At 62.0% G+C, this 20583-nt stretch carries 18 protein-coding genes; 15 read left to right on the forward strand and 3 right to left on the reverse strand.

Features of this window, described 5'->3' with window-relative positions; all coding sequences use genetic code 11:
- The first annotated feature begins 480 nt into the window (after nt 1-480).
- The 14 genes from rpsB to lpxB all read left to right on the forward strand — a co-directional run bounded on the left by rpsB (nt 481) and on the right by lpxB (nt 14501).
- Nucleotides 481-1257: a 30S ribosomal protein S2 gene (gene rpsB, locus CHR90_RS09035; protein ID WP_229671465.1), complete on the forward strand. Its 777-nt coding sequence runs from the start codon at nt 481-483 to the stop codon at nt 1255-1257.
- Between the two features lie 100 nt (nt 1258-1357).
- Nucleotides 1358-2287, forward strand: a complete 930-nt coding sequence (gene tsf, locus CHR90_RS09040; protein WP_094408687.1) for a translation elongation factor Ts — start codon at nt 1358-1360, stop codon at nt 2285-2287.
- A gap of 89 nt (nt 2288-2376) precedes the next feature.
- Nucleotides 2377-2937, forward strand: coding sequence for a ribosome recycling factor (frr, locus tag CHR90_RS09045; RefSeq protein ID WP_094408688.1), 561 nt, complete (start codon nt 2377-2379; stop codon nt 2935-2937).
- A gap of 23 nt (nt 2938-2960) precedes the next feature.
- Nucleotides 2961-3734, forward strand: a complete 774-nt coding sequence (locus CHR90_RS09050; protein ID WP_094408689.1) for an isoprenyl transferase — start codon at nt 2961-2963, stop codon at nt 3732-3734.
- Nucleotides 3727-4578 (forward strand): phosphatidate cytidylyltransferase, encoded by an 852-nt coding sequence (locus CHR90_RS09055; protein ID WP_229671464.1) that lies wholly within the window; start codon nt 3727-3729, stop codon nt 4576-4578. The genes CHR90_RS09050 and CHR90_RS09055 overlap by 8 nt, the downstream gene beginning before the upstream one ends.
- Nucleotides 4575-5744, forward strand: coding sequence for a 1-deoxy-D-xylulose-5-phosphate reductoisomerase (gene dxr / locus CHR90_RS09060; RefSeq protein ID WP_094408690.1), 1170 nt, complete (start codon nt 4575-4577; stop codon nt 5742-5744). The genes CHR90_RS09055 and dxr overlap by 4 nt, the downstream gene beginning before the upstream one ends.
- Nucleotides 5745-5767: 23 nt before the next feature.
- Entirely contained in the window at nt 5768-6886 is a 1119-nt protein-coding gene (gene rseP, locus CHR90_RS09065; protein WP_094408691.1) for an RIP metalloprotease RseP, read from the forward strand.
- Nucleotides 6887-7005: 119 nt separating this feature from the next.
- Entirely contained in the window at nt 7006-9357 is a 2352-nt protein-coding gene (bamA, locus tag CHR90_RS09070) for an outer membrane protein assembly factor BamA (protein ID WP_094408692.1), read from the forward strand.
- Between the two features lie 54 nt (nt 9358-9411).
- Nucleotides 9412-10209, forward strand: coding sequence for an OmpH/Skp family outer membrane protein (locus CHR90_RS09075; protein ID WP_094408693.1), 798 nt, complete (start codon nt 9412-9414; stop codon nt 10207-10209).
- 7 nt (nt 10210-10216) lie between these two features.
- Nucleotides 10217-11248 carry a UDP-3-O-(3-hydroxymyristoyl)glucosamine N-acyltransferase gene (gene lpxD, locus CHR90_RS09080; RefSeq protein ID WP_094408694.1) on the forward strand — a complete coding sequence of 344 codons (1032 nt, stop codon included), beginning with the start codon at nt 10217-10219 and terminating at the stop codon, nt 11246-11248.
- Nucleotides 11245-11739: a 3-hydroxyacyl-ACP dehydratase FabZ gene (gene fabZ / locus CHR90_RS09085; RefSeq protein WP_094408695.1), complete on the forward strand. Its 495-nt coding sequence runs from the start codon at nt 11245-11247 to the stop codon at nt 11737-11739. The genes lpxD and fabZ overlap by 4 nt, the downstream gene beginning before the upstream one ends.
- Nucleotides 11736-12524, forward strand: coding sequence for an acyl-ACP--UDP-N-acetylglucosamine O-acyltransferase (lpxA, locus tag CHR90_RS09090; RefSeq protein WP_094408696.1), 789 nt, complete (start codon nt 11736-11738; stop codon nt 12522-12524). Before fabZ ends, lpxA begins: the two co-directional genes overlap by 4 nt.
- Before the next feature lie 4 nt (nt 12525-12528).
- A complete protein-coding gene (locus CHR90_RS09095) occupies nt 12529-13353 on the forward strand; it encodes an LpxI family protein (RefSeq protein ID WP_094408697.1) in 825 nt (274 codons plus the stop codon).
- Nucleotides 13350-14501: a lipid-A-disaccharide synthase gene (gene lpxB, locus CHR90_RS09100; protein WP_094408698.1), complete on the forward strand. Its 1152-nt coding sequence runs from the start codon at nt 13350-13352 to the stop codon at nt 14499-14501. The genes CHR90_RS09095 and lpxB overlap by 4 nt, the downstream gene beginning before the upstream one ends.
- Before the next feature lie 223 nt (nt 14502-14724).
- Here lpxB and gltA read toward each other — a convergent pair whose 3' ends face one another.
- Both gltA and gltX read right to left on the reverse strand, forming a co-directional pair.
- Nucleotides 14725-16029, reverse strand: a complete 1305-nt coding sequence (gene gltA / locus CHR90_RS09105) for a citrate synthase (RefSeq protein ID WP_094408699.1) — start codon at nt 16027-16029, stop codon at nt 14725-14727.
- A 94-nt stretch (nt 16030-16123) separates the two neighbouring features.
- Nucleotides 16124-17542, reverse strand: coding sequence for a glutamate--tRNA ligase (gltX, locus tag CHR90_RS09110; protein WP_094408700.1), 1419 nt, complete (start codon nt 17540-17542; stop codon nt 16124-16126).
- A 188-nt stretch (nt 17543-17730) separates the two neighbouring features.
- On the opposite strand from gltX, the gene CHR90_RS09115 reads away from it, so the two are divergent.
- Nucleotides 17731-19830, forward strand: coding sequence for a ComEC/Rec2 family competence protein (locus CHR90_RS09115; RefSeq protein WP_094408701.1), 2100 nt, complete (start codon nt 17731-17733; stop codon nt 19828-19830).
- Here CHR90_RS09115 and lexA read toward each other — a convergent pair.
- The gene (gene lexA, locus CHR90_RS09120; protein WP_094408702.1) at nt 19824-20537 is read right to left on the reverse strand and encodes a transcriptional repressor LexA; all 714 of its coding nucleotides are present in this window, start codon (nt 20535-20537) and stop codon (nt 19824-19826) included. The genes CHR90_RS09115 and lexA overlap by 7 nt on opposite strands.
- Nucleotides 20538-20583: the final 46 nt, after the last annotated feature.

Consider the following 20583-nt stretch of genomic DNA (forward strand, 5'->3'; position numbering starts at 1 on the left):
ACAGTATCGTTGCCTGCATAGGCGTTCACCAGAAAATCGCCATCGCCCTCATAGAGGGCATCGTCACCGGTCGTTAGATTGATCGTGGGCATTCTGCCTACCTCTTAAAAAAGAAAAGGACTCTCTCTATGCCGCCAATCTCGGGATTTTCAATGAACAAAAAATTAAACGGGTATTTCGTAATTAATGTTCTATCTTAAAATCAGGTCTGATCGCCCTGAGGGAGAATATTTATTACAAGAAATCTATTTATGGATGAAAAATAGATAGGCTTTAACGCCTCCTGCAATCGTATGTATGCGTGAAAAGGCAGGCGGCAACTTAGTCTCAAATCCTGCCGCCTTCCCCCTTGCATCCGCAGTTCGAACCCGCTAAAAGGCGGCCACTTCACACGCGGGCGAGGGAGCCAGGCTCTCCTTGCCGGTGCCAATTTCATTGGTCACTGCCCGCGGCGGATCAACCGGACTAAGGATCTCTAGAATGAGCAATGTTCCGACCTTTACCATGCGTCAGCTTCTCGAAGCGGGCGTTCACTTCGGCCATAACACGCGCCGCTGGAACCCGAAGATGGCGCCGTACCTCTTCGGTGTGCGCAATGGCGTGCATGTGATCGATCTCGAACAGACCGTGCCGATGCTGTACCGCGCCCTGCAGGTGGTGCGCGATACGGTTGCCGCCGGGGGGCGCGTTCTTTTCGTCGGCACCAAGCGCCAAGCGGCGGAACGGGTTGCCGAAGCCGCCCGTCGTTGCGGTCAATATTATGTGAACCATCGTTGGCTCGGCGGTATGCTGACCAACTTCAAGACCATCTCGCTGTCGATTAAGCGGCTGCGCGAATTGGAAGAAATGTTCGCCTCGGGGGCCGTGCTCGGTTACACGAAGAAGGAACAGCTGACCCTGACGCGCGAACGCGAAAAGCTGGAACGCGCCCTGGGCGGGATTAAGGAAATGGGCGGCCTGCCGGACCTCATTTTCATCATCGATACCAATAAGGAAGCGATTGCTGTTCAGGAAGCCAACCGCCTGAACATTCCGGTCATCGCCATCCTCGATAGCAATTCCGACCCGGAAGGCATTGCCTACCCGGTTCCGGGCAACGACGATGCGCTGCGCGCCATCGACACCTACTGCGAACTTTTCTCGGCCTCGGTGCTGGCCGGTCTGACGCAGGAAGCCGTGTCGGCGGGCATCGATATCGGCGCGGCGGAAGATGTTGTCGAAGACGCGCTGCCGGAAGCCGAGGCTGCTTCGGCCTAACCCGCCGCGCGCCGAACACGGATACGGAAGGCGGCGCTCTGCGCCGCCTTTTCACTAGAATCATCGGCTGACGCCGATTTGTCATATAGAGGGGTCTCCCATGGTCGAAATCACTGCCACCCTGGTCAAGGAACTGCGCGAAAAGACCGGCGCAGGCATGATGGACTGCAAGAAGGCGCTGGGCGAAACGGCGGGCGACATCGAACAGGCCGTCGATTGGCTGCGCAAGAAGGGCCTTGCCGCCGCCGCCAAGAAGGCGGGCCGCGTTGCCGCCGAAGGTCTCGTTGGGTCGGCCTCCTCGGGCACCGTCGGCGCCCTGCTGGAAGTGAATGCCGAAACCGACTTCGTTGGCCGCAACGATAAGTTCCAGGCTTTCGTGACCGATGCCGCCGGTCTGGTGCTGACCAGCGGGGAAGATATGGACGCGCTGAAGGCCGCGACCTATCCGGGCAAGGGCCATGCGGTGCAGGAAGAGCTGACCCAGCTCATCGCCACCATCGGCGAAAACATGTCCATCCGTCGCGGCGCCCGCCTGTCGGTGACCGATGGCGTCGTTGCCACCTATATCCATTCGGCGACTGCGCCAGGCCTTGGGAAGATCGGCGTGCTCGTCGCGCTCGAATCGACCGGCGATAAGGCGGCCTTGGCCACCCTCGGCAAGCAGATCGCCATGCATATCGCCGCGACCAATCCGCTGTCGCTGTCGGTCGATAACCTCGACCAGAAAGCCGTTCAGCGCGAACGCGACGTGCTGACCGAACAGGCCCGCGCGTCGGGTAAGCCGGATGCCGTCATCGAAAAGATGATCGAAGGCCGCATTCGTAAGTTCTACGAAGAAGTGGTGCTGCTGGAACAGGTTTACGTCATCGATGGCGAAAGCCGCGTGAAGGACATCGTGGCGAAGGCCGCGAAGGATCTCGGCACGCCCGTCGCGCTGACCGGCTTCGTGCGTTACGCCCTGGGCGAAGGCATCGAAAAGCAGGAAACGGACTTCGCGGCGGAGGTTGCGGCGCAGGCGGGCGTCCGCTAAACCGTTTAAGACCCTTGCGTTAAAGGGCGGCCGGATCGTAAGGGTTCGGTCGCCTTTTCTTTAGGCTCGCCGTTCCAGAGGATAAAACGATGGCCATTCAAGATGTTATTGCGGATGTTAAGCGCCGGATGGCGGCTGCGGTTGACGCTCTGAAGAAGGATCTCAACGGTCTGCGGACGGGCCGCGCGTCGGTTAACTTGCTCGAACCGGTGATGGTCGAGTCGTATGGCCAGATGATGCCGCTCAATCAAGTCGGGACCGTTAGCAATCCTGAACCGCGTCTGCTGACCGTCAGCGTTTGGGATAAGGGCGCCGTGAAGGCCGTCGAAAAGGCGATCCGCGAGGCCGGTCTGGGGCTCAATCCGTCGTCCGATGGTCAGACCGTGCGTGTGCCGCTGCCGGAATTGAACCAAGAGCGTCGTCAGGAACTGGTCAAGGTTGCCGGGAAATACGCCGAACAGGCCCGCGTTGCCGTGCGCAACGTGCGCCGTGACGGGATGGAAGCGCTGAAGAAGGCCGAAAAGGCTAAGGAAATCAGCGAAGACGAACATGGCAAGCTCTCGGACGATATCCAGGGCCTGACCGATACGCATATAAAGCAGATCGATCAGACCCTTGCCGGTAAAGAAAAGGAAATCATGCAGGTCTGAGACTGCGCAGGATTGTGCGGATCATGACGGGAATCCCGTCCGAGGTGGCCGAACCGGCTGTCGAAAGGTTGCGGGCGGCGGGATTGGATCCTGCCGCCTTACCCCGTCATCTGGCCGTCATCATGGACGGCAATGGCCGCTGGGCGCGCGCGCGCGGGCTACCGCGGATCGCCGGGCACCGCAAAGGCGCCGACGCGGTCCGCGATCTCGTGACCCATTGCGCCGAGTTTGGCCTGCAATATCTGACACTCTATAGTTTTTCGTCGGAAAACTGGAAGCGCCCGCTGGCCGAGGTCGAGGGCTTGATGGGCCTGCTGCGGCGCTATCTTCAGTCGGAAATCGATACGCTCGACCGCCAGAATATCCGCTTCCGCGTCATCGGCGCGCGCGGGCGGCTGTCGGCGGATATCCAAACTCTCATCGCGAAAGCCGAAGCGCAGACGGCGCGCAACAGCGGGCTGACGCTCGTGCTCGCCCTTAGCTATGGCGCGCGGGAGGAGATCACGCTGGCCGTGCAAACCCTCGCGACGGCGGTGCGGGACGGGCGGCTTGCGGTCGATCAGATCGACGAGGCCGCGATTGCCGCCGCCCTGTCTACCCCCGATATTCCCGACCCGGATGTCGTGCTGCGCACCAGCGGCGAACAGCGCCTAAGTAACTTCATGCTGTGGCAGGCGGCGTATGCCGAGTTTATTTTTACCGATACGCTCTGGCCGGATTTCGATAAGGCGGCGTTGATCGCGGCGCTCCGCACCTATGCCCAGCGCGACCGGCGCTTCGGGGGGGTCGATGGCTGATAGCGGCAGCGCTTCCCCCCGCCTGCGTCTGCGCTTGCGGCGCCCGACCAAGGCGCTGATGCTGCGCCTGATGTCGGCGGCGGTGCTCTTACCGCCCATGATTTTTGCCATTTGGGCCGGGTCACCATGGTTTGATCTGGTGCTCATCATTGCTGCAGGCGCGATGGGCTGGGAATGGGCGCGGATGACGTTGGGCGCCGAAGCGCGACCGCTTGGCACCTGGGCGCTGGCAGGGGCCTGTGCTGGCCTGGTAGCCGCCGTGGCGCTTGACGCGGATTTTCGAACCCTCTGCCTGCTGCTGATTGCCGGAAGTCTGACGGCGCCGCTGGTGAGCGGGTTTAGCCGGGGTAAAATGCCTTGGCTCTATACGCTGGGCTTCCCGGCGATTGCCGTCAGTTGCGCCTGCTGGCTCTGGCTTCGGGTCATGCCGGAGGGGCGGGAGACGGTACTCTGGCTCATGGGCGTCGTTTGGGCGACCGATACCGGGGCTTATTTCGCCGGCCGGGCCATCGGTGGGCCGCGGTTGGCGCCCAAGATTTCGCCGAATAAGACCTGGGCCGGGTTGATCGGCGGGATGCTGTCGGCGGCCGGGATTGCGGCGCTGATCGCCGCTTTCGTCCACGGCCCCAGTCTGGCACTGGCGCTGCTGGGGGCCACGCTGGCGGTAGTGGCGCAAACAGGCGATTTGGCCGAATCGGCGTTGAAGCGCCATGCCGGGGTAAAGGATTCGGGGCGGTTGATCCCGGGGCATGGCGGAATTCTCGACCGGGTGGATGGGTTGATGCCCGTCGCGGCGGTCTTGGTGCTGCTAACGGTGGTATTCGGGTGGAGTTTGACGCCATGAGCGGCGGGGTAAAGCGGGTTACGGTTCAAGGCTGCACCGGGTCGGTCGGCCAGAGCACGCTGGACGTGATCCGCCACCATCGGGGCCGGTTTGCCGTCGAAGCGTTGGTGGCGGGGCAGAAAGTCGACGCCTTGATCCGCGATGCGCTGGAGTTCCGCCCGCGCCTTGCCGTGATCGCCGATCCTGCAGGCTATGGCGCGTTGCAGGAGGGGCTGGCAGGCACCGGGATCGAGGTTGCCGCAGGACCGCAGGCGGTTATCGAGGCGGCATTGCGCCCGGTCGATGTGCTGATGGCGGCGATTGTCGGCGCGGCGGGCTTGCCGCCGACCCTGGCGGCGCTGGAGCAGGGTACGACGGTGGCTTTTGCCAATAAGGAAGTGCTGGTCTCGGCAGGCGATCTTGTGATGGCTACGGCGGCGCGCACGGGGGCGCGGCTGCTGCCGGTGGACAGCGAGCATAATGCCATTTTCCAGGTCTTTGAGACGGAGGCACGCGGGGCCATCGACAAGATCCTGCTGACCGCGTCCGGCGGCCCCTTCCGCACCTGGAGCGCGGCGGCAATGGCGGCGGCGACCCCGGCGCAGGCCGTCGCCCACCCTAATTGGTCGATGGGGGCAAAAATCTCCGTCGATAGCGCGACGATGATGAATAAGGGGCTGGAACTCATCGAGGCTCATTATCTTTTCGAGATGTCGGAAAACCGCATCGAGGTGCTCATCCATCCGCAATCGGTGATCCATAGCGCTGTCGTCTATTGCGACGGATCGGTGCTGGCGCAACTGGGATCGCCCGATATGCGCACCCCCATTGCTTATGCTCTGGGCTGGCCGCAGCGGTTAGCGGTGCCGGTCCCGACGCTCGATCTGATCGCGTTAGCGAAATTAACCTTCGAAGCGCCGGACGATAGTCGGTTTCCGGCCCTGCGGTTGGCCCGGCAGGTCTTGCGCGACGGGCAGGGCGCGCCAACCTTGTTGAATGCGGCGAACGAAGTGGCGGTCGCGGCGTTTTTGGCGCATCGTCTTCCCTTCGATGGGATTGCCGAAACCGTCGTGCGGGTTTTGGAGCGGGTACCCGGGCGGGCGCCCGATAGTCTCGAAACCGTTCTGGCGCTCGATGCCGCCGCGCGGGCCGCTGCCGCTGAGATTACCGCCGCTTTGGCTTGCTAAGCGGCCTCTTGTTTGGTGAGACGATGCAACTGCTGACCGACTATCTTCTACCGTTTTTGGTCATTCTGACCGTGCTGGTTTTTGTGCACGAATGGGGCCATTACTGGATCGCCAAGCGGGCCGGGGTGAAGGTGGAGGTTTTTTCCATCGGGTTCGGGCCGGAACTCTTTGGCTGGACGGCGAAGGATGGCACGCGCTGGAAATTCTGCGCGCTGCCACTCGGCGGTTATGTGAAAATGTTCGGTGATATGAACCCGGCCAGCGTTGGGGTTGATGACCGGCCAATGACGCCGGAAGAACGCAAAGGGGCCTTTCAATATAAGTCGCTGCCGTGGCGGGCGGCGATTGTTGCGGGTGGCCCGGCGGCCAACTTCCTGTTCGCGATCCTTATCTTGACGGGGCTGTTTACCTTCGTCGGTCAGCCGGTAACCCCGGCGGTGATCGGGGCGGTCATCGACGGCGCCCCGGCGGCGAGCGCGGGGCTGACGGTCGGCGATAAAGTTCTGTCGGTCGATGGCGAACGGGTGGAGCGGTTCGAGGATATTCAGCGCATCGTCCAGACCCAGCCCGGCGTGACCCTGCCGATGACGGTGGAGCGCGGTGGTCAGCAGGTATCCCTATCGGTCACGACCGGTGTGCGCACGGTCGAAGACCGGTTTGGCGGCACCCAGCGCCTGGGGTATCTTGGCATTGGGGCCGGGCAGGGGCAGATGGTGAAGCATGATCCGCTCACAGCGGGGGTGCAGGCCGTCAAGGAAACCTGGACCGTCACGACCGGCACGTTGCACGCCATCGGCCAAATGATCCGGGGCGAGCGCGACACGAAAGAAGTCGGCGGCGTACTGCGCATTGCGCAAATGTCGGGGGAAGTGGCACGGACCAGCGTGGTAAGCGTCATTTGGTTTCTGGCGCTGTTATCGATTAATCTCGGATTGATCAATTTGATGCCGGTTCCCGTGCTCGATGGCGGGCATCTGATGTATTACGGTGCCGAGGCGGTATTGCGCCGTCCTTTAGGCAAGCGCGTCCAGGAAGTTGGTGCGGCAATTGGCTTGACCGCCATTCTGGGGTTGATGATTTTTGCGACCTGGAACGATCTTGTGCAGTTGCGAATCTTTGCGTGGGTGGCTTCCTTGGTGTAGGAGTCGGACTTCACTAGGATTTGGGGCGCAGACGGAGTAAGAAGACGATGACGGCTCGACGCCCCACCGACCGGTGCCCTTCGCAAGAGGGCGCTTATGCTAATCGCGCGCAACGGCAGATGATGACACGGACTAAGAATCGAACCGCCCTGCTTCTCGCCGGGGTTGCTTGCACCGCCAGCCTGCTTGCGCCGGCCGCCGCTTTTGCCCAAACCCAAGGTCCGGCAGCACCGACCGGCCAGACCCAGGCTCGCCCGGCGCCTAGCGCCGCGCCGCAGGTGGTGATCCAATCGATCCGCGTTGAAGGCACGCAGCGTATCGAACCCGATACCGTGCGCAACTATCTCAACATCCGTCTCGGCGAGCCGGTGACGGCGGATGTGGTCGATAAATCGCTGAAAACTTTGTTCGCGACGGGCCTCTTCGCTGATGTGTCGGTCGGGATTGATCGCGGCGATATCCTGGTTGTGCGCGTCGTTGAAAACCCCATCGTCAACCGTATCGCGTTCGAAGGGCTGGATAAGCTCGAAGAAAAAGATTTGTTGGCGGAAATGCAGTTGCGCCCGCGCGTTGTCTACACGCGCAGCAAGCTCCAGGCCGACGTGCAGCGGTTGCTGGATGTGTACCGCCGCAACAGCCGTTTTGCCGCGTCTATCGAACCTAAGATCATTCAGCTCGATCAAAACCGCGTCGATGTCGTCTTCGAAGTGAAAGAAGGCGATCCGACAACGGTCAGTAAAATCACCTTCGTTGGCAATAAGCAGTATAGCGACTCGACGCTGCGCTCCGAACTCATGTCGTCGGAATACCGGTGGTACCGTTTTTGGGCCAGCGATGATTCCTATGATCCTGACCGCGTGGCCTTTGATCGCGAAAAACTGCGCCGCTTTTATTTAAAGAATGGCTATGCCGATTTCCGCATCCAGTCGGCGGTCGCCGAATTGGCGCCGGACCGCAAGAGCTTCTATCTGACCTTCACGGTCGAAGAAGGTCAGCGCTATAAGTTCGGCAAGATCAATATTTCCTCGCAACTCAAGAACCTCGATCCGTCCAAACTGGGCGAGGGGATTACGACCGTAAGCGGCGAGTGGTATAATAACGAGCAGATCGAAGCGACCATCGAAAAACTGACCCAGCGCGTCGGTGATCTTGGCTATGCCTTTGTCGATGTGCAGCCGGTGACCAATCGCGATCCGCAGGGCAAGGTTATCGACGTTAGCTTCGAGGTCCGCGAAGGCCCGAAGGCCTATGTCGAGCGGATCGATATTTCCGGTAATGTTCGTACCCAGGATCGGGTGCTGCGCCGTGAATTCCGCTTGGTCGAAGGCGACGCCTTTAACGCCTCGCGCCTGCGCCGGTCCGAGCAGCGGATTAAGGATCTCGGCTTCTTCAAGTCGGTGGAAGTGACGCGCGAACAGGGCAGCCAGCCCGATCAGATCGTGCTGAAAGCAAAGGTTGAAGAACAATCGACGGGCGATCTGACGGTCGGTGGCGGTTTCTCGACGTCCGATGGTCCCTTGGGGGAAATCGGTATCCGCGAGCGCAATCTTTTGGGGCGCGGGCAAGATCTGAAGGTCACGACCCTTCTGGCATCGAAGCGCTCGAAGGTCGATATCAGTTTCGTCGAACCCTATTTTCTGGATCGCCAGCTTGCTTTGACCGTCGATGCGTTCCACACGACGCGCGATTTGCAGAAGTATAGCTCTTACGACTGGCGCTCCACGGGGGGCGCGGTTGGCTTCGGTTGGCAGTTGAATGAAGACTGGAGCGAAAGCCTTAAGTATACGCTGCGTTCCGACAGTATTAGCGATATCGAAGATGATGCCTCGCGGTATGTCAAAGAAAGTGCCGGGACAACGCTGTCATCCTTTATCACCCATACGATTGCTTACGATAAGCGCGATAGCCGCCGGAATCCGACGGATGGCTATGTGATCTCGCTCGAGAATGATATTGCCGGCCTTGGTGGGGATACTCGTTATCTCCGCACGACCTTGCGCGGTGAATATTACTACCCCGTTATGCCGGAAGTGGTCGCATCGCTTCGCGCGAATATCGGCAATATTGTCGGTTTCGGCGAAGATGTCCGCATTAATGACCGCTTCTATCTGGGCGGTGAAGAGTTTCGCGGCTTCCGTACTGGCGGGGTCGGGACACGCGATAAAGGGTCAGGGGATGCGTTGGGGGCGCAGAATTACTACGTGCTGACGCAGGAAGTCTCCTTCCCGCTGGGGCTGCCGAAGGAATTGGGCTTAACTGCTCGTCTATTCCACGACATCGGGTCGGCTTGGGGCGCGGATGTTTCGGGAAGCGGCGTAAACGATAGCACGTCGATCCGTGCCTCGGTCGGTATCGGCTTTACCTGGGTATCGCCCTTTGGTCCGATCCGGGTTGATTTCGGGATTCCTTATCTGAAACAGAAATATGACCGCACGCAAAACTTCACTTTCGGTTTTGCGACGCGCTACTAATGCCGGACGCCCGGTAACACTGCCGAACACGATAGAAGCGAAAGATCGGTAACGATGCTGACCAAGTTCATGAGCCTTCGGGATACTGCTGCTGCGACGGTATTGGCGTTGACGGTCGCCGCCGCGCCAGGCCTGGTTCTGGCGCAGGCGCCTTCGGGAACGCTCCCGGCCCCGGCGCCGCGCCCCAGTGGTACGGCTCCCGCTCAGGCTCCGGCATCCACCCCGGCTGCGCCTGCCCAGCAAGTCATTCCAACGGCGCCCACCGCCACCCCGACCCCGGCGGCACGTCCGGCGGCGCCCCAGGCAGCGGGCAGCCGTCTGCCGGCGTCGGTGATCGGGGTGATCGACATGGCGATCATTCTGCGCGATGGGGCGCCTTATAAGTCGTTGCGCGCCCAGATCGATAGCCAGACCAAGGCTTGGGACGCTGAGCTGAAGAAAAAGGGCGATGATCTGCGCAAGCTGGAAGATGATTTCCGCAAGCAAGCGGCGTCCTTGACGCAGGATCAGGTTGCCGAAAAGCGCAAGCAGTTCGAAACCCAGATGGCGGATTTCCAGCGCCAGCTTAACGGCCGCCGTCGCCAGCTTGCCGAAGGCGAAGCCCAGAGCATCCAGCCGATTGAGCAAGCCCTGTCGGAAATTTTGCAGCAGATCGCGATTGAGCGCGGCATCAATGTCGTCATGTATCGCACGGCGACGGTTCTCTTCGCCAGCGAGCTTGATATTACCGCCGATGCTTTGCAGCGGTTGAATGCCAAACTGCCGCGCGTAACGCTCAAGCTGCCGCCCCTGCAAGCCGCAGCCCCGGCGGCGGCAGCCCCGGCTGGCGGAACCCCGCCGAAGAGTAACTAAGACCGCGATGCCCGACGCGCGTTTTTATACCGCCGCAGGCCCCTTAACCCTGGCGGCGGTTGCTGAACGGGCCGGGGCGCGCCTCCATGATCCAGCGCGCGGTGACGAGTGCATTGCCACGGTTGCCCCGCTTGATCAGCCAGACGCGGGCGCGCTGAGTTTTTGCGATCATCGCCGTCATCTCAACGCTTTGGCCCACTGGCCGAAGGCGTCTGCGGTGATCGTGTCGGCTGAGGTCGCGGAGCAGGCGGAGACTGCGGCGGCGCTGATCGTCGCGCCGATGCCGACCGTCTCCTTCGCCCGCATCGCCCGCCAGCTTTTCCCCGAACCCGGCCCGGCTGCGGGCATTGCGGTCAGCGCAGCGGTCGATCCATCGGCGGATATTGATCCAACAGCGGTCATTGGGGTGCAGGTGAGCATCGGTGCCGGGGCGAAGATCGGCGCGGGTACGGTGATCCGGCCCGGTGCTGTGATCGGCGATGGCGTTGTCATCGGTGCAAACTGCGATATCGGCGCCAATGCCAGCATTCAATGCGCCCTTCTGGGCCAGCGGGTGCGTATTCTTGCCGGGGCGCGGATTGGCGAGCCGGGTTTTGGTTTCGTGCCGACCCCGGCGGGCGTTGTGAAAGTGCCGCAGCTTGGCATTGTCGAGATTGGCGATGATGTCGAAATCGGCGCCAATAGCTGCATCGACCGAGCAACCCTGACCCGTACCGTGATTGGCGCGGGTACGATGATCGATAACCTCGTTCACATCGCGCATAATGTGCAGATCGGCAAGGGCTGCATTATCGTCGCTCAGGTAGGGATTTCCGGCAGTACTGTGCTGGAAGATTATGTCGTGCTGGGTGGACAGGTCGGGATTGCCGATCATATCCATATCGGCAAAGGGGCGCGGGTGGCGTCGCGCGCGGCCCTGTTCCGCGATGCGCCTGCTGGGGCCGTGTTGGGCGGTTTTCCCGCAGTGCCCGTCCGCGAATGGCACCGTCAATCGGCTTTTCTGCTGAAAGTCGGACAGAAAAAAGGATCGAGTGAATGACCGACACCGTGACCGTGGAAGGAACCGAAGCAACCGGCCGCACGCCGGTGGCCGATATCGACGTTAACCGGATCATGCAAATGATCCCGCATCGTTATCCGATGCTAATGATCGACCGGGTGATTGATATTCTGCCCGACGAAAGCTGCACGGGCGTAAAGAACGTCACGATCAACGAGCCGTTCTTTACCGGGCATTTCCCGTCGCGTCCCGTCATGCCGGGGGTGTTGATCGTCGAAGCGATGGCGCAGACGGCGGCGGTGCTGGTGGTCCAGACCCTCGGGCCGGACGCCGAAGGCAAGCTGGTTTACTTCATGAGCATCGACGAAGCCCGCTTCCGCAAACCGGTAACGCCGGGCGATCAGCTTCACATTCACGTGAAGAAGGTCGCGCAGCGTAAGTCGGTGTGGAAATTTTCGGCGGAAGCCAAGGTCAACGGCGTGCTGTGCGCCGAAGCCACTTACGCCGCCATGATCTTGGACGAAAAATGACCCTGAGCATCCACCCCACCGCGATCATCGAAGAGGGCGCGCGCCTGGGCGCCGATATTGCCATCGGCCCCTATTGCCACATCGGCCCGAACGTCGTTTTGGGCGATGGGGTGGAGTTGAAGAGCCATGTGGTGATCGGCGGCCATACCAGCATCGGGGCGGGCACGGTCTTGTTCCCCTTCGCCACGATCGGCATGCCGCCCCAGCACGCGCGCTATAAGGGTGAAGAAGTTCATCTCCATATCGGCGCCAATTGCGTCATCCGCGAGCATGTGACCATGCACCCCGGCACGCCCTTCGGCAGTGGCGAAACCCGCGTGGGCGATAATGGGTTGTTTATGGTCGGTGTGCATATCGCCCACGATTGCCGGGTTGGCAATAATGTGGTGATGGCCAATCAGGCTACTCTCGGCGGTCATGTCGAAATCGGCGATTTCGTGAATATCGGCGGCATGAGCGCGGTGCATCAGTTCGTGCGCATCGGCAAACACGCGATGGTCGGCGGCATGTCGGGCGTTGAGGGCGACGTTATCCCCTATGGGATGGTGATGGGCGACCGGGCGCGGCTGTCGGGCCTCAATATCGTTGGTCTGAAGCGCCGGGGCTTCGAGCGCGAGGAAGTGCATGCCCTGCGCGCCGCCTATCGCCTGCTGTTCGCCGCCGAAGGGACGATGGCGGAGCGGCTGGAGGATGTTTCCGGTATTATGAAGGATAATGCGGCGATCACGGATATCGTCGAATTCATCCGCGCCGACAGTACCCGCGCGATCTGCCATCCGCGCTAATCCGATGACCGGTTCGGCGCGCCTAGGGATTATAGCCGGGGGCGGTGCCCTGCCGCGCGAGATTATTGCCGCCTGCCGCACCCGCGGTCAGGCGGTTTATCTTTTGGCGCTCGACGGTCAGACCGACCCAGAAACCACCACTCTCGCGCCCCATTCCTGGCACCGGCTGGGGGGCGCGGGCGAGATTTTTGATCGGTTGCGGGCTGAAGGCGTGCGCGAGGTGGTGTTTGCCGGAAAGGTCAAACGCCCGTCGCTGCTGTCCCTAACCCCCGACGCGCGCGGCGCGGCCTTTTTGGCGCGCATCGGCTTTCGGGCTTTGGGCGACGATGGCTTGCTGCGCGCCGTGGCAGAAGAGTTTGAGCGCGAAGGGTTTGTGCTACGGGCCGTGCCGGAAGTGCTGGCGGCGCCGGGCATTCCCCTCGGGCCGCTCGGCATCCATAGACCCGATACGACGGCGGAGGCGGATATTGCGCGGGGTATCGCCGTTCTGCGGGCGCTCGATCCGGTCGATGTCGGCCAGGCGGTTGTCGTTCAGCAGGGGATGGTGCTGGCGGTCGAAGCGATCGAAGGGACCGACGCAATGATTGCGCGCGCCGGGCAGCTTAAACGCCCGGGCGGCGGCGGGGTGTTGGTCAAATTGGCAAAAACCGGGCAGGACAAGCGCCTTGATCTGCCGGGCCTTGGCCCCGAGACGGTTGCGGCGGTTGCCGCAGCGGGGCTAGTCGGGCTGGCCTTCGACGCCCAGCACACGACGCTGATCGACCGGGCCGAAACCGTCGCCCGCGCCGATGCCGCGGGTCTGTTCTTGGTCGGGATGCCGACGCCATGACGACGCCGCTGATTTATCTGCTGGCCGGGGAAGTCTCCGGCGATTTGCTCGGGGGGCGGCTGATGGCGGCCTTGCGGGAGCAGACGGGCGATAACATCCGCTTTGCTGGGGTTGGTGGGACGCTGATGCAGGCCCAAGGGCTGCATAGCCTATTTCCGATGGAAGAATTATCGCTGATGGGGATCGCCGAAGTGCTGCCCCATTTACCGAACCTGTTGCGCCGCCTGAAGGAAACCGAAGCCGATCTGCGGGCGCAGGCCCCGGCGGCGCTGGTCACCATCGACGCGCCCAGCTTCACCCTGCGCATCAGCCAGCGGGTTGCCGACCTCGGGATGCCGCGTCTCCATTACGTCGCGCCGCAGGTTTGGGCGTGGCGGGAGGGGCGGGCGCGCACGCTGGCGCGTAAGACCGACCGGCTGTTGACCCTGCTGCCTTTCGAACCGCCCTATTTTACCCGCTACGGTCTGCCCGCCGATTACGTCGGCCATCCGGTTATCGAGGGCGGGGCGGGGCAGGGGGATGGGGCGGGGTTTCGCGCACGGCACGGGATTGCTGCCGATGCCCCCGTGCTGATCGTTCTGCCGGGCAGCCGCCGCGGGGAAGTCGGGCGCCTCGCGGCGGTATTTGGGGCGACCGTTGCGGCGCTGGTACGTCGCTTCCCAAGCTTGCGGATTGTCGTGCCGACGGTTGCCCCAGTGGCAAGCCTCGTGCAGCAAGCGGTTGGTGTTTGGCCCGGTCAACCGATCTTGGTGACAGGGGGGGCGGAGAAATTTGATGCTTTTGCCGCAGGCACGGCGGCGCTAGCGGCCTCGGGCACGGTGGCGCTCGAACTCGCGCTCGCCGATCTGCCGATGGTGATCGCCTATCGCTTGAACGGTCTCACCTGGCAGCTCGCCCGCCGTCTAGTGAAAGTACCGTATGCGTCGCTGGTGAATTTGATTTTGGACCGGCCTTGTGTGCCGGAACTGTTGCAGGAAGCCTGCACCCCTGACCGCCTTGCCCAAACGCTGGGCGGGCTCCTAATGCCGAGCAGCGAGGCGGCGGCAGAGCAGCGCGACGGGTTTATACAGTTGCGCGAAAAACTGGGCGTTGGGCGGGAATTACCCTCCGCACGGGCAGCGCAGATCATCCTTGAGACGATCCGCTAATCCCGAGTGTTACCAAAGCTTTGGTAGCCCGACGACCCACGAAGCAATCGCCCCCGCGACGAGCACAAACAGACCGATCTGCGCCACACGCCGCGCCCAAGGGGCAGGGTTATCGTTGGCTGCGGATTGCCGTGGGACGGACAAAAGAATAACCGGGACGCGGGAGAGGCGCGGTTGCGCCCCTCCCTTATCCGTGCCGGGACGGCCCCGGAGATGATGAATATCAGCCACGCTTCGCCAGCGGGACGAACGGACGTTCGACCGGACCGGTGTAGAGCTGACGCGGGCGACCGATCTTCTGCGCGGGATCTTCGATCATTTCCTTCCACTGGCTGATCCAGCCAACGGTGCGGGCAACGGCGAAGAGCACGGTGAACATCGAGGTCGGGAAGCCCATCGCGCGCAGGATGATGCCCGAATAGAAATCGACGTTCGGGTACAGCTTGCGATCGACGAAATATTCGTCTTCCAACGCAATGCGTTCGAGTTCCATCGCCAGATCGAGCAGCGGATCTTTGATGCCGAGCGTGCCAAGAACTTCGCGGCAGGTATCCTGCATCACTTTGGCGCGCGGATCATAGTTCTTATAGACCCGGTGGCCGAAGCCCATCAGGCGGAAGCTGTCGTTCTTGTCCTTCGCGCGCTTCACGAATTCGGGAATATTATTCTTATGCCCGATCTGCTGCAGCATGGTCAGCACGGCTTCGTTGGCACCGCCGTGGGCTGGCCCCCACAGCGAGGCGATCCCGGCGGCGATACAGGCGAACGGATTGGCGCCCGACGAACCCGACAGACGAACCGTGGAGGTCGAGGCATTCTGTTCGTGGTCGGCGTGCAGGATCAGAATACGATCCATCGCGCGGCTCAGAACGGGATTATCTTTCCACGTTTCGCACGGTACGGCGAACAGCATGCGCAGGAAGTTTTGCGCGTAGGACAGGTCGTTGCTCGGATAAACGGTCGGCTGGCCGACCGAATATTTATAAGCCATCGCCGCCAGCGTCGGCATCTTCGCGATCAGGCGATGGGCCGCGATCATCCGCTGCTGCGGGTCGTGAATATCGGTCGAATCGTGATAGAAGGCCGACATAGCGCCGACAAGGCCGCACATGACCGCCATCGGGTGGGCATCCCGGCGGAAACCGCGCAGGAAGAACTGCATCTGCTCATGCACCATCGTGTGATAGGTGATGGCGTGATCGAATTCCTGCTTTTGACCAGCGTTGGGCAGCTCGCCGTTCAGCAGCAGATAGCAAACTTCCAGGAAGTCGCTCTGTTCGGCGAGATCAGCGATCTTATAGCCGCGATGCAGCAGCACGCCTTCGTCGCCGTCGATATAAGTGATCGAGCTTTCGCACGAGCCGGTAGCCATAAAGCCCGGGTCAAACGTGAAATAGCCGAGTTGGGGGTGGAGAGCACGGATATCAATAACTTCCGGCCCAATCGAGCCAGCGAGAACCGGGAATTCGGCAGATTTGCCGGTAGCATTATCGGTAATGGTCACCGTTTTCTTAGGTGTATTACTCATCTCTCTCTTCCCCTTATTTATATTGGACCTTTTCTACCGTAAACGATCGAAGCGGTACCCTTTCGTCGGTGACCCTCCCCCAGGGTCATGGGTATTAGCCGTTGCTGGCTGCGGGCGCAGCCAAGGCATCGGCGATACGGCCGCAGGCTTCCGACTGTCCCAGCAGTTCCAGAACATCGAAGATCGGCGGCGAAACACTGGTCCCGGACAGGGCGGCCCGCAACGGTTGGGCAAGATCGCCCAATTTCGCCGACGCCTGCTCGGCAAGCGCCCGGATTGTGGCTTCCAACGCCGGGGCCGTCCAGTCGGATTGTGCCTGAAGGGCGGTCAGCGCCTGCGACACGAGGTCTCTATGCTTCTCCATCAACCCAGTGGCCTTGGCGTCGAGCGCCAACGGGCGGGTCTTGAAGTAAAACAGGGCACCCTCGGCCAACTCCACCAGGGTTTTTGCGCGCGGTTGCAGTCCTGGGAGCGCTTTGAGCAGCAGGGCTTCCTCCGCCGCAATCAAGGCCCGGCCCAGCTTATCGGCGAGGATGGGCACCACGGCGGGCAGCAGCCGCTCCGGCGTCGCTTCCTTCAAATAATGGCCATTGACGTTGGCGAGTTTGACGAAATCGAAGCGCGACGGGGCGCGGCCCACATCGGCAATATCAAACAGGCTGATCGCCCGCGCGGTATCGATGATTTCCTCATCGCCATGCCCCCAGCCCAGGCGCAGCAGATAGTTGCGCATGGCTTCCGGCAGATAACCCATCGCCTCATAGGCTTCGACGCCCAAAGCGCCGTGGCGCTTCGACAATTTCGCGCCATCCGGCCCGTGGATCAGCGGAATATGGGCGAAGGTCGGTACATCCCAGCCCATTGCTTTATAAAGCTGAACCTGGCGGAAAGTGTTGGTCAGATGATCGTCGCCCCGGATCACATGGGTAATATCCATATCGTGATCATCGACGACGACCGACAGCATATAAGTCGGCGTGCCATCGGCGCGCAGCATGACCATATCGTCAAGCTGGGCATTGGCGACGGTCACCGACCCTTGAACCTGATCGACGACTGTGGTTTCGCCTTCCTGCGGCGCCTTCAGGCGCACGACGAAGGGGGCGCCCGCCGGGGCCTCGCTCGGGTCGCGGTCACGCCAGCGGCCATCGTAGCGCACCGGCTGACCGGCGGCGCGCTGGGCTTCGCGCATCGCGTCCAACTCTTCCGGGGTGGCATAGCAGCGATAGGCGCGGCCCTGGGCCAGCAGCTCATTCGCGACCTCGGCATGGCGGGCGGCGCGGGCGAATTGATAGACCACCTCGCCATCCCAATCGAGGCCGAGCCACTTTAGGCCTTTCAGGATCGCGTCCACAGCTTCCGGGGTAGACCGCTGGCGGTCGGTATCTTCGATGCGCAGCAAAAATTTACCGCCCAAATGCCGGGCATACAGCCAATTGAACAACGCCGTGCGACCGCCGCCGATATGCAGAAAACCCGTGGGCGAGGGCGCAAAGCGCGTGACGATGCTCATGCAGAATCCATAACCAGAAGGAATAATTGGCAACGGTCTAGCATGTTGCGCGGCACAACGAAACCTGAATATGCCGCCAGAAACGGCTGGACAGGATTGCTGAAAACGGTGCTTTCCCGCAAAATGCGTCAGGATCTTGAAATATTTCGTCTTTATGGCAGCACCGCTGATCGGAGGCCGGACATACCATGCGGAGCGCGTCCCTCCAGATCGTCTGGGGCCAATGGCTGGCCCGCTGGATTGGGATTCGCGCCGCCCTCGCCGCGACGTGGGAACAACAGGCGGATCGGGTCGGATTGTGGAGCCCTGTGCTAGTGGCAGCGGGGATCGGTCTGTTCTTTTGGCTTCCCCGCGACCCGCCAAGCTGGATGCTGTCGATGCCCGTCGCTGTCGCTGGGGTGGCATTCTTGGTGCGTCGCCAGGGGTTAGGTCTGGTTCTAATGGGCCGGGCGGGATTGTTGCTAACGATCGGCTTTGCCGCAGCGCAGGCGCATAGCCTCCTGACCGCCCCAGTCGCTCTGCGCTTTCCACTCCCCGCCGCTTGGTACGCGGCGCAGGTGGCAGCGGTTGGACGGACCGAGGCGGGCTATCGGTTGACGCTGAGCCACCTTCAGCGCGATGGCGTGCCGGTCGCTGAGGTTGGCGGCGGGAAGGTGCGCTTAAGCCTCAGGTCGGGCCCCGTACCCCCGGTCGGCAGCCGCGTTACCGTTCGGGCGGTTTTGACGCCTGTGCCGCCGCCCTTGGTCGTCGGGGGTTTCGATACGCGGCTGGCGCAGTTCTTCCAGGGCATTACCGCCCACGGGGCCGTCTATGACCTGCGCGTGATCGACCCAGGGGAGGCGCCGCCCTGGACCCGGTGGCGGGATGGGCTCGCCGCGACGGTTCGCAGCACGGTCGCGGGTCCGGCGGGGGATATTGCCGTAGCGCTGGCAGTCGGAGATCAGACCGGGATCGCCGAACCGGTCCGCCAAGCGATGCGCGACAGCGGCCTCACGCACATTCTGTCAATCAGCGGCCTGCACATCGGTCTGGTCGCTGCGCTGGTGATGCTGACCGTGCGCCGGGGCCTGGCCGTTGTCCCGGCGCTCGCCCTCCGATTAGACACAAAGAAGCTTGCCGTCTGGCCGACGGCGGCGCTTGTGCTGCTCTATGGAATTTTGGCGGGATGGGATGTCCCCGTGCAGCGCTCGGTTCTCATGACCGGGGTCGTGTTGCTGGCCATCCTGATCGACCGCACGCCCCTGACACTGCGGACGGTTGCCGTTGCCGCTTTCCTTGTGCTGTTGGGTAGCCCGGAAGCACTGCTGAACCCGGGATTTCAAATGTCGTTTGCGGCAGTGATAGCGCTGATCGCCGCCTATGAACGGATTGGCCCGTGGGTTTCCGGGCTGCGTGCGGCCTATGGCGGGATTTTAACCCCGTTGATCGTGCTCGCGTCCTCGGTCCTGACCTCGCTGGTGGCCACATTGGCGACGGCCCCCTTCACGGCCTATCATTTCCATAGCATCGCTCTCTATGGAATTGTGGCCAATCTGCTGGCTATTCCCCTAACCGGCTTCATTATTATGCCGGGAATTGTATTGGGATTTTTGCTCCTGCCATTCGGCCTCGACGCTTGGGGGTGGCAGATCGCCGGGTGGGGGATTAACGGGCTGATTGCCCTGGCGGCAGCGGTTGCGGCTTTTCCCGGCGCATCGATCCCGGTTGCACAGTTTTCCGGCTTTGCGCTGCTTCTGATCGTGCTGGCGGGGCTATGGGCCTGCCTTTGGCACGGAAACCTGCGCTGGTTTGCTCTCATACCCTTGGCTGGGGCTATGGGGGTGATTATTTCAACGCCGCCGCCGCTGTTTCTAACCGGCGGCAGTGACGCGGCTATTGCGGTGCCGCGCGCCGATGGGATTGTCGAAATCTTTGGGGCAACCCCGACCAGCTTGCCGGCCCGCGCGCTTGGTGCTGCCCTTGCCGCACGGGAGATTATCCCGATGGGGGCGCCAGACAGCCATGCCGCCTGCGATCCCTGGGGGTGCCGGTTCCCGACGCTCCACGGCCCCCTCGCCCTGCAACGCCACCCTGGGGCGATGTCCGATGACTGCCGTGACGCCTGGGGAATCGTTACAGCAATCCCATTGCGATTACCGTGCCCGGCGCCCGCCTGGACGCTCTCGACCCAACATATGCGCCGAACCGGTCCGGTGCGCGCGACGATCCAAGATCGCGGCGTCAGTCTCGAGACAACCCGCCAAAGCGGGCGGCGCTGGCAGCCGCCGGAGCGGCCCCGCGCTCAGTAGCGCCGCAGCAGCCCGACGAGCTTGCCCTGAATGCGCACCCGATCCGGGCCAAAGATGCGGGTTTCATAGGCTTTATTGGCGGGTTCGAGGGCGATGGAGGCCCCCTTACGGCGTAGGCGCTTTAGCGTCACTTCCTGATCATCGACCAAGGCAACGATGATCGCGCCATTTTCCGCCGTATCGCAGCGTTTGATGATGGTAATATCGCCGTCTAAAATCCCGGCTTCGATCATCGAATCGCCCGCAACTTCCAGCGCGTAATGATCGCCTTTGCTCTCGACCAGATGGGTCGGAATATCAATCGTCGCCGTATCGCGCGTCGCCTCAATCGGCAACCCCGCCGCGATGCGACCATAGAGCGGCAAGCTGACTTGATTGGCGGGCTGGCGCGCCATGAAGGCGGTTGCCACCGGGCTGCGCATCAACGGTACCGGGGTGGCCGCGCCAAGATCGGCCGCCGGGGCCGGGGCGATGACCTGCGGTGTCGCGGCGGCTTCGGGCAAGCGGAGGATTTCCAAGGCGCGCGCCCGGTGCGGCAGGCGGCGGATGAAGCCGCGTTCCTCCAGCCCCGTAATCAAGCGGTGAATACCGGATTTCGAGCGGAGATCGAGCGCTTCCCGCATTTCATCGAAGGAGGGGGAGACCCCGGTTTCCGCCAGACGGCGCTGCACATACAGCAAAAGTTCGTGCTGCTTGGGAGTGAGCATCGCCCGTTCCTCCTTTACGATTGAATCCTGTTCCGTTCTATGTTCA

This window comes from Elstera cyanobacteriorum (assembly GCF_002251735.1).
Lineage (GTDB): Bacteria > Pseudomonadota > Alphaproteobacteria > Elsterales > Elsteraceae > Elstera > Elstera cyanobacteriorum.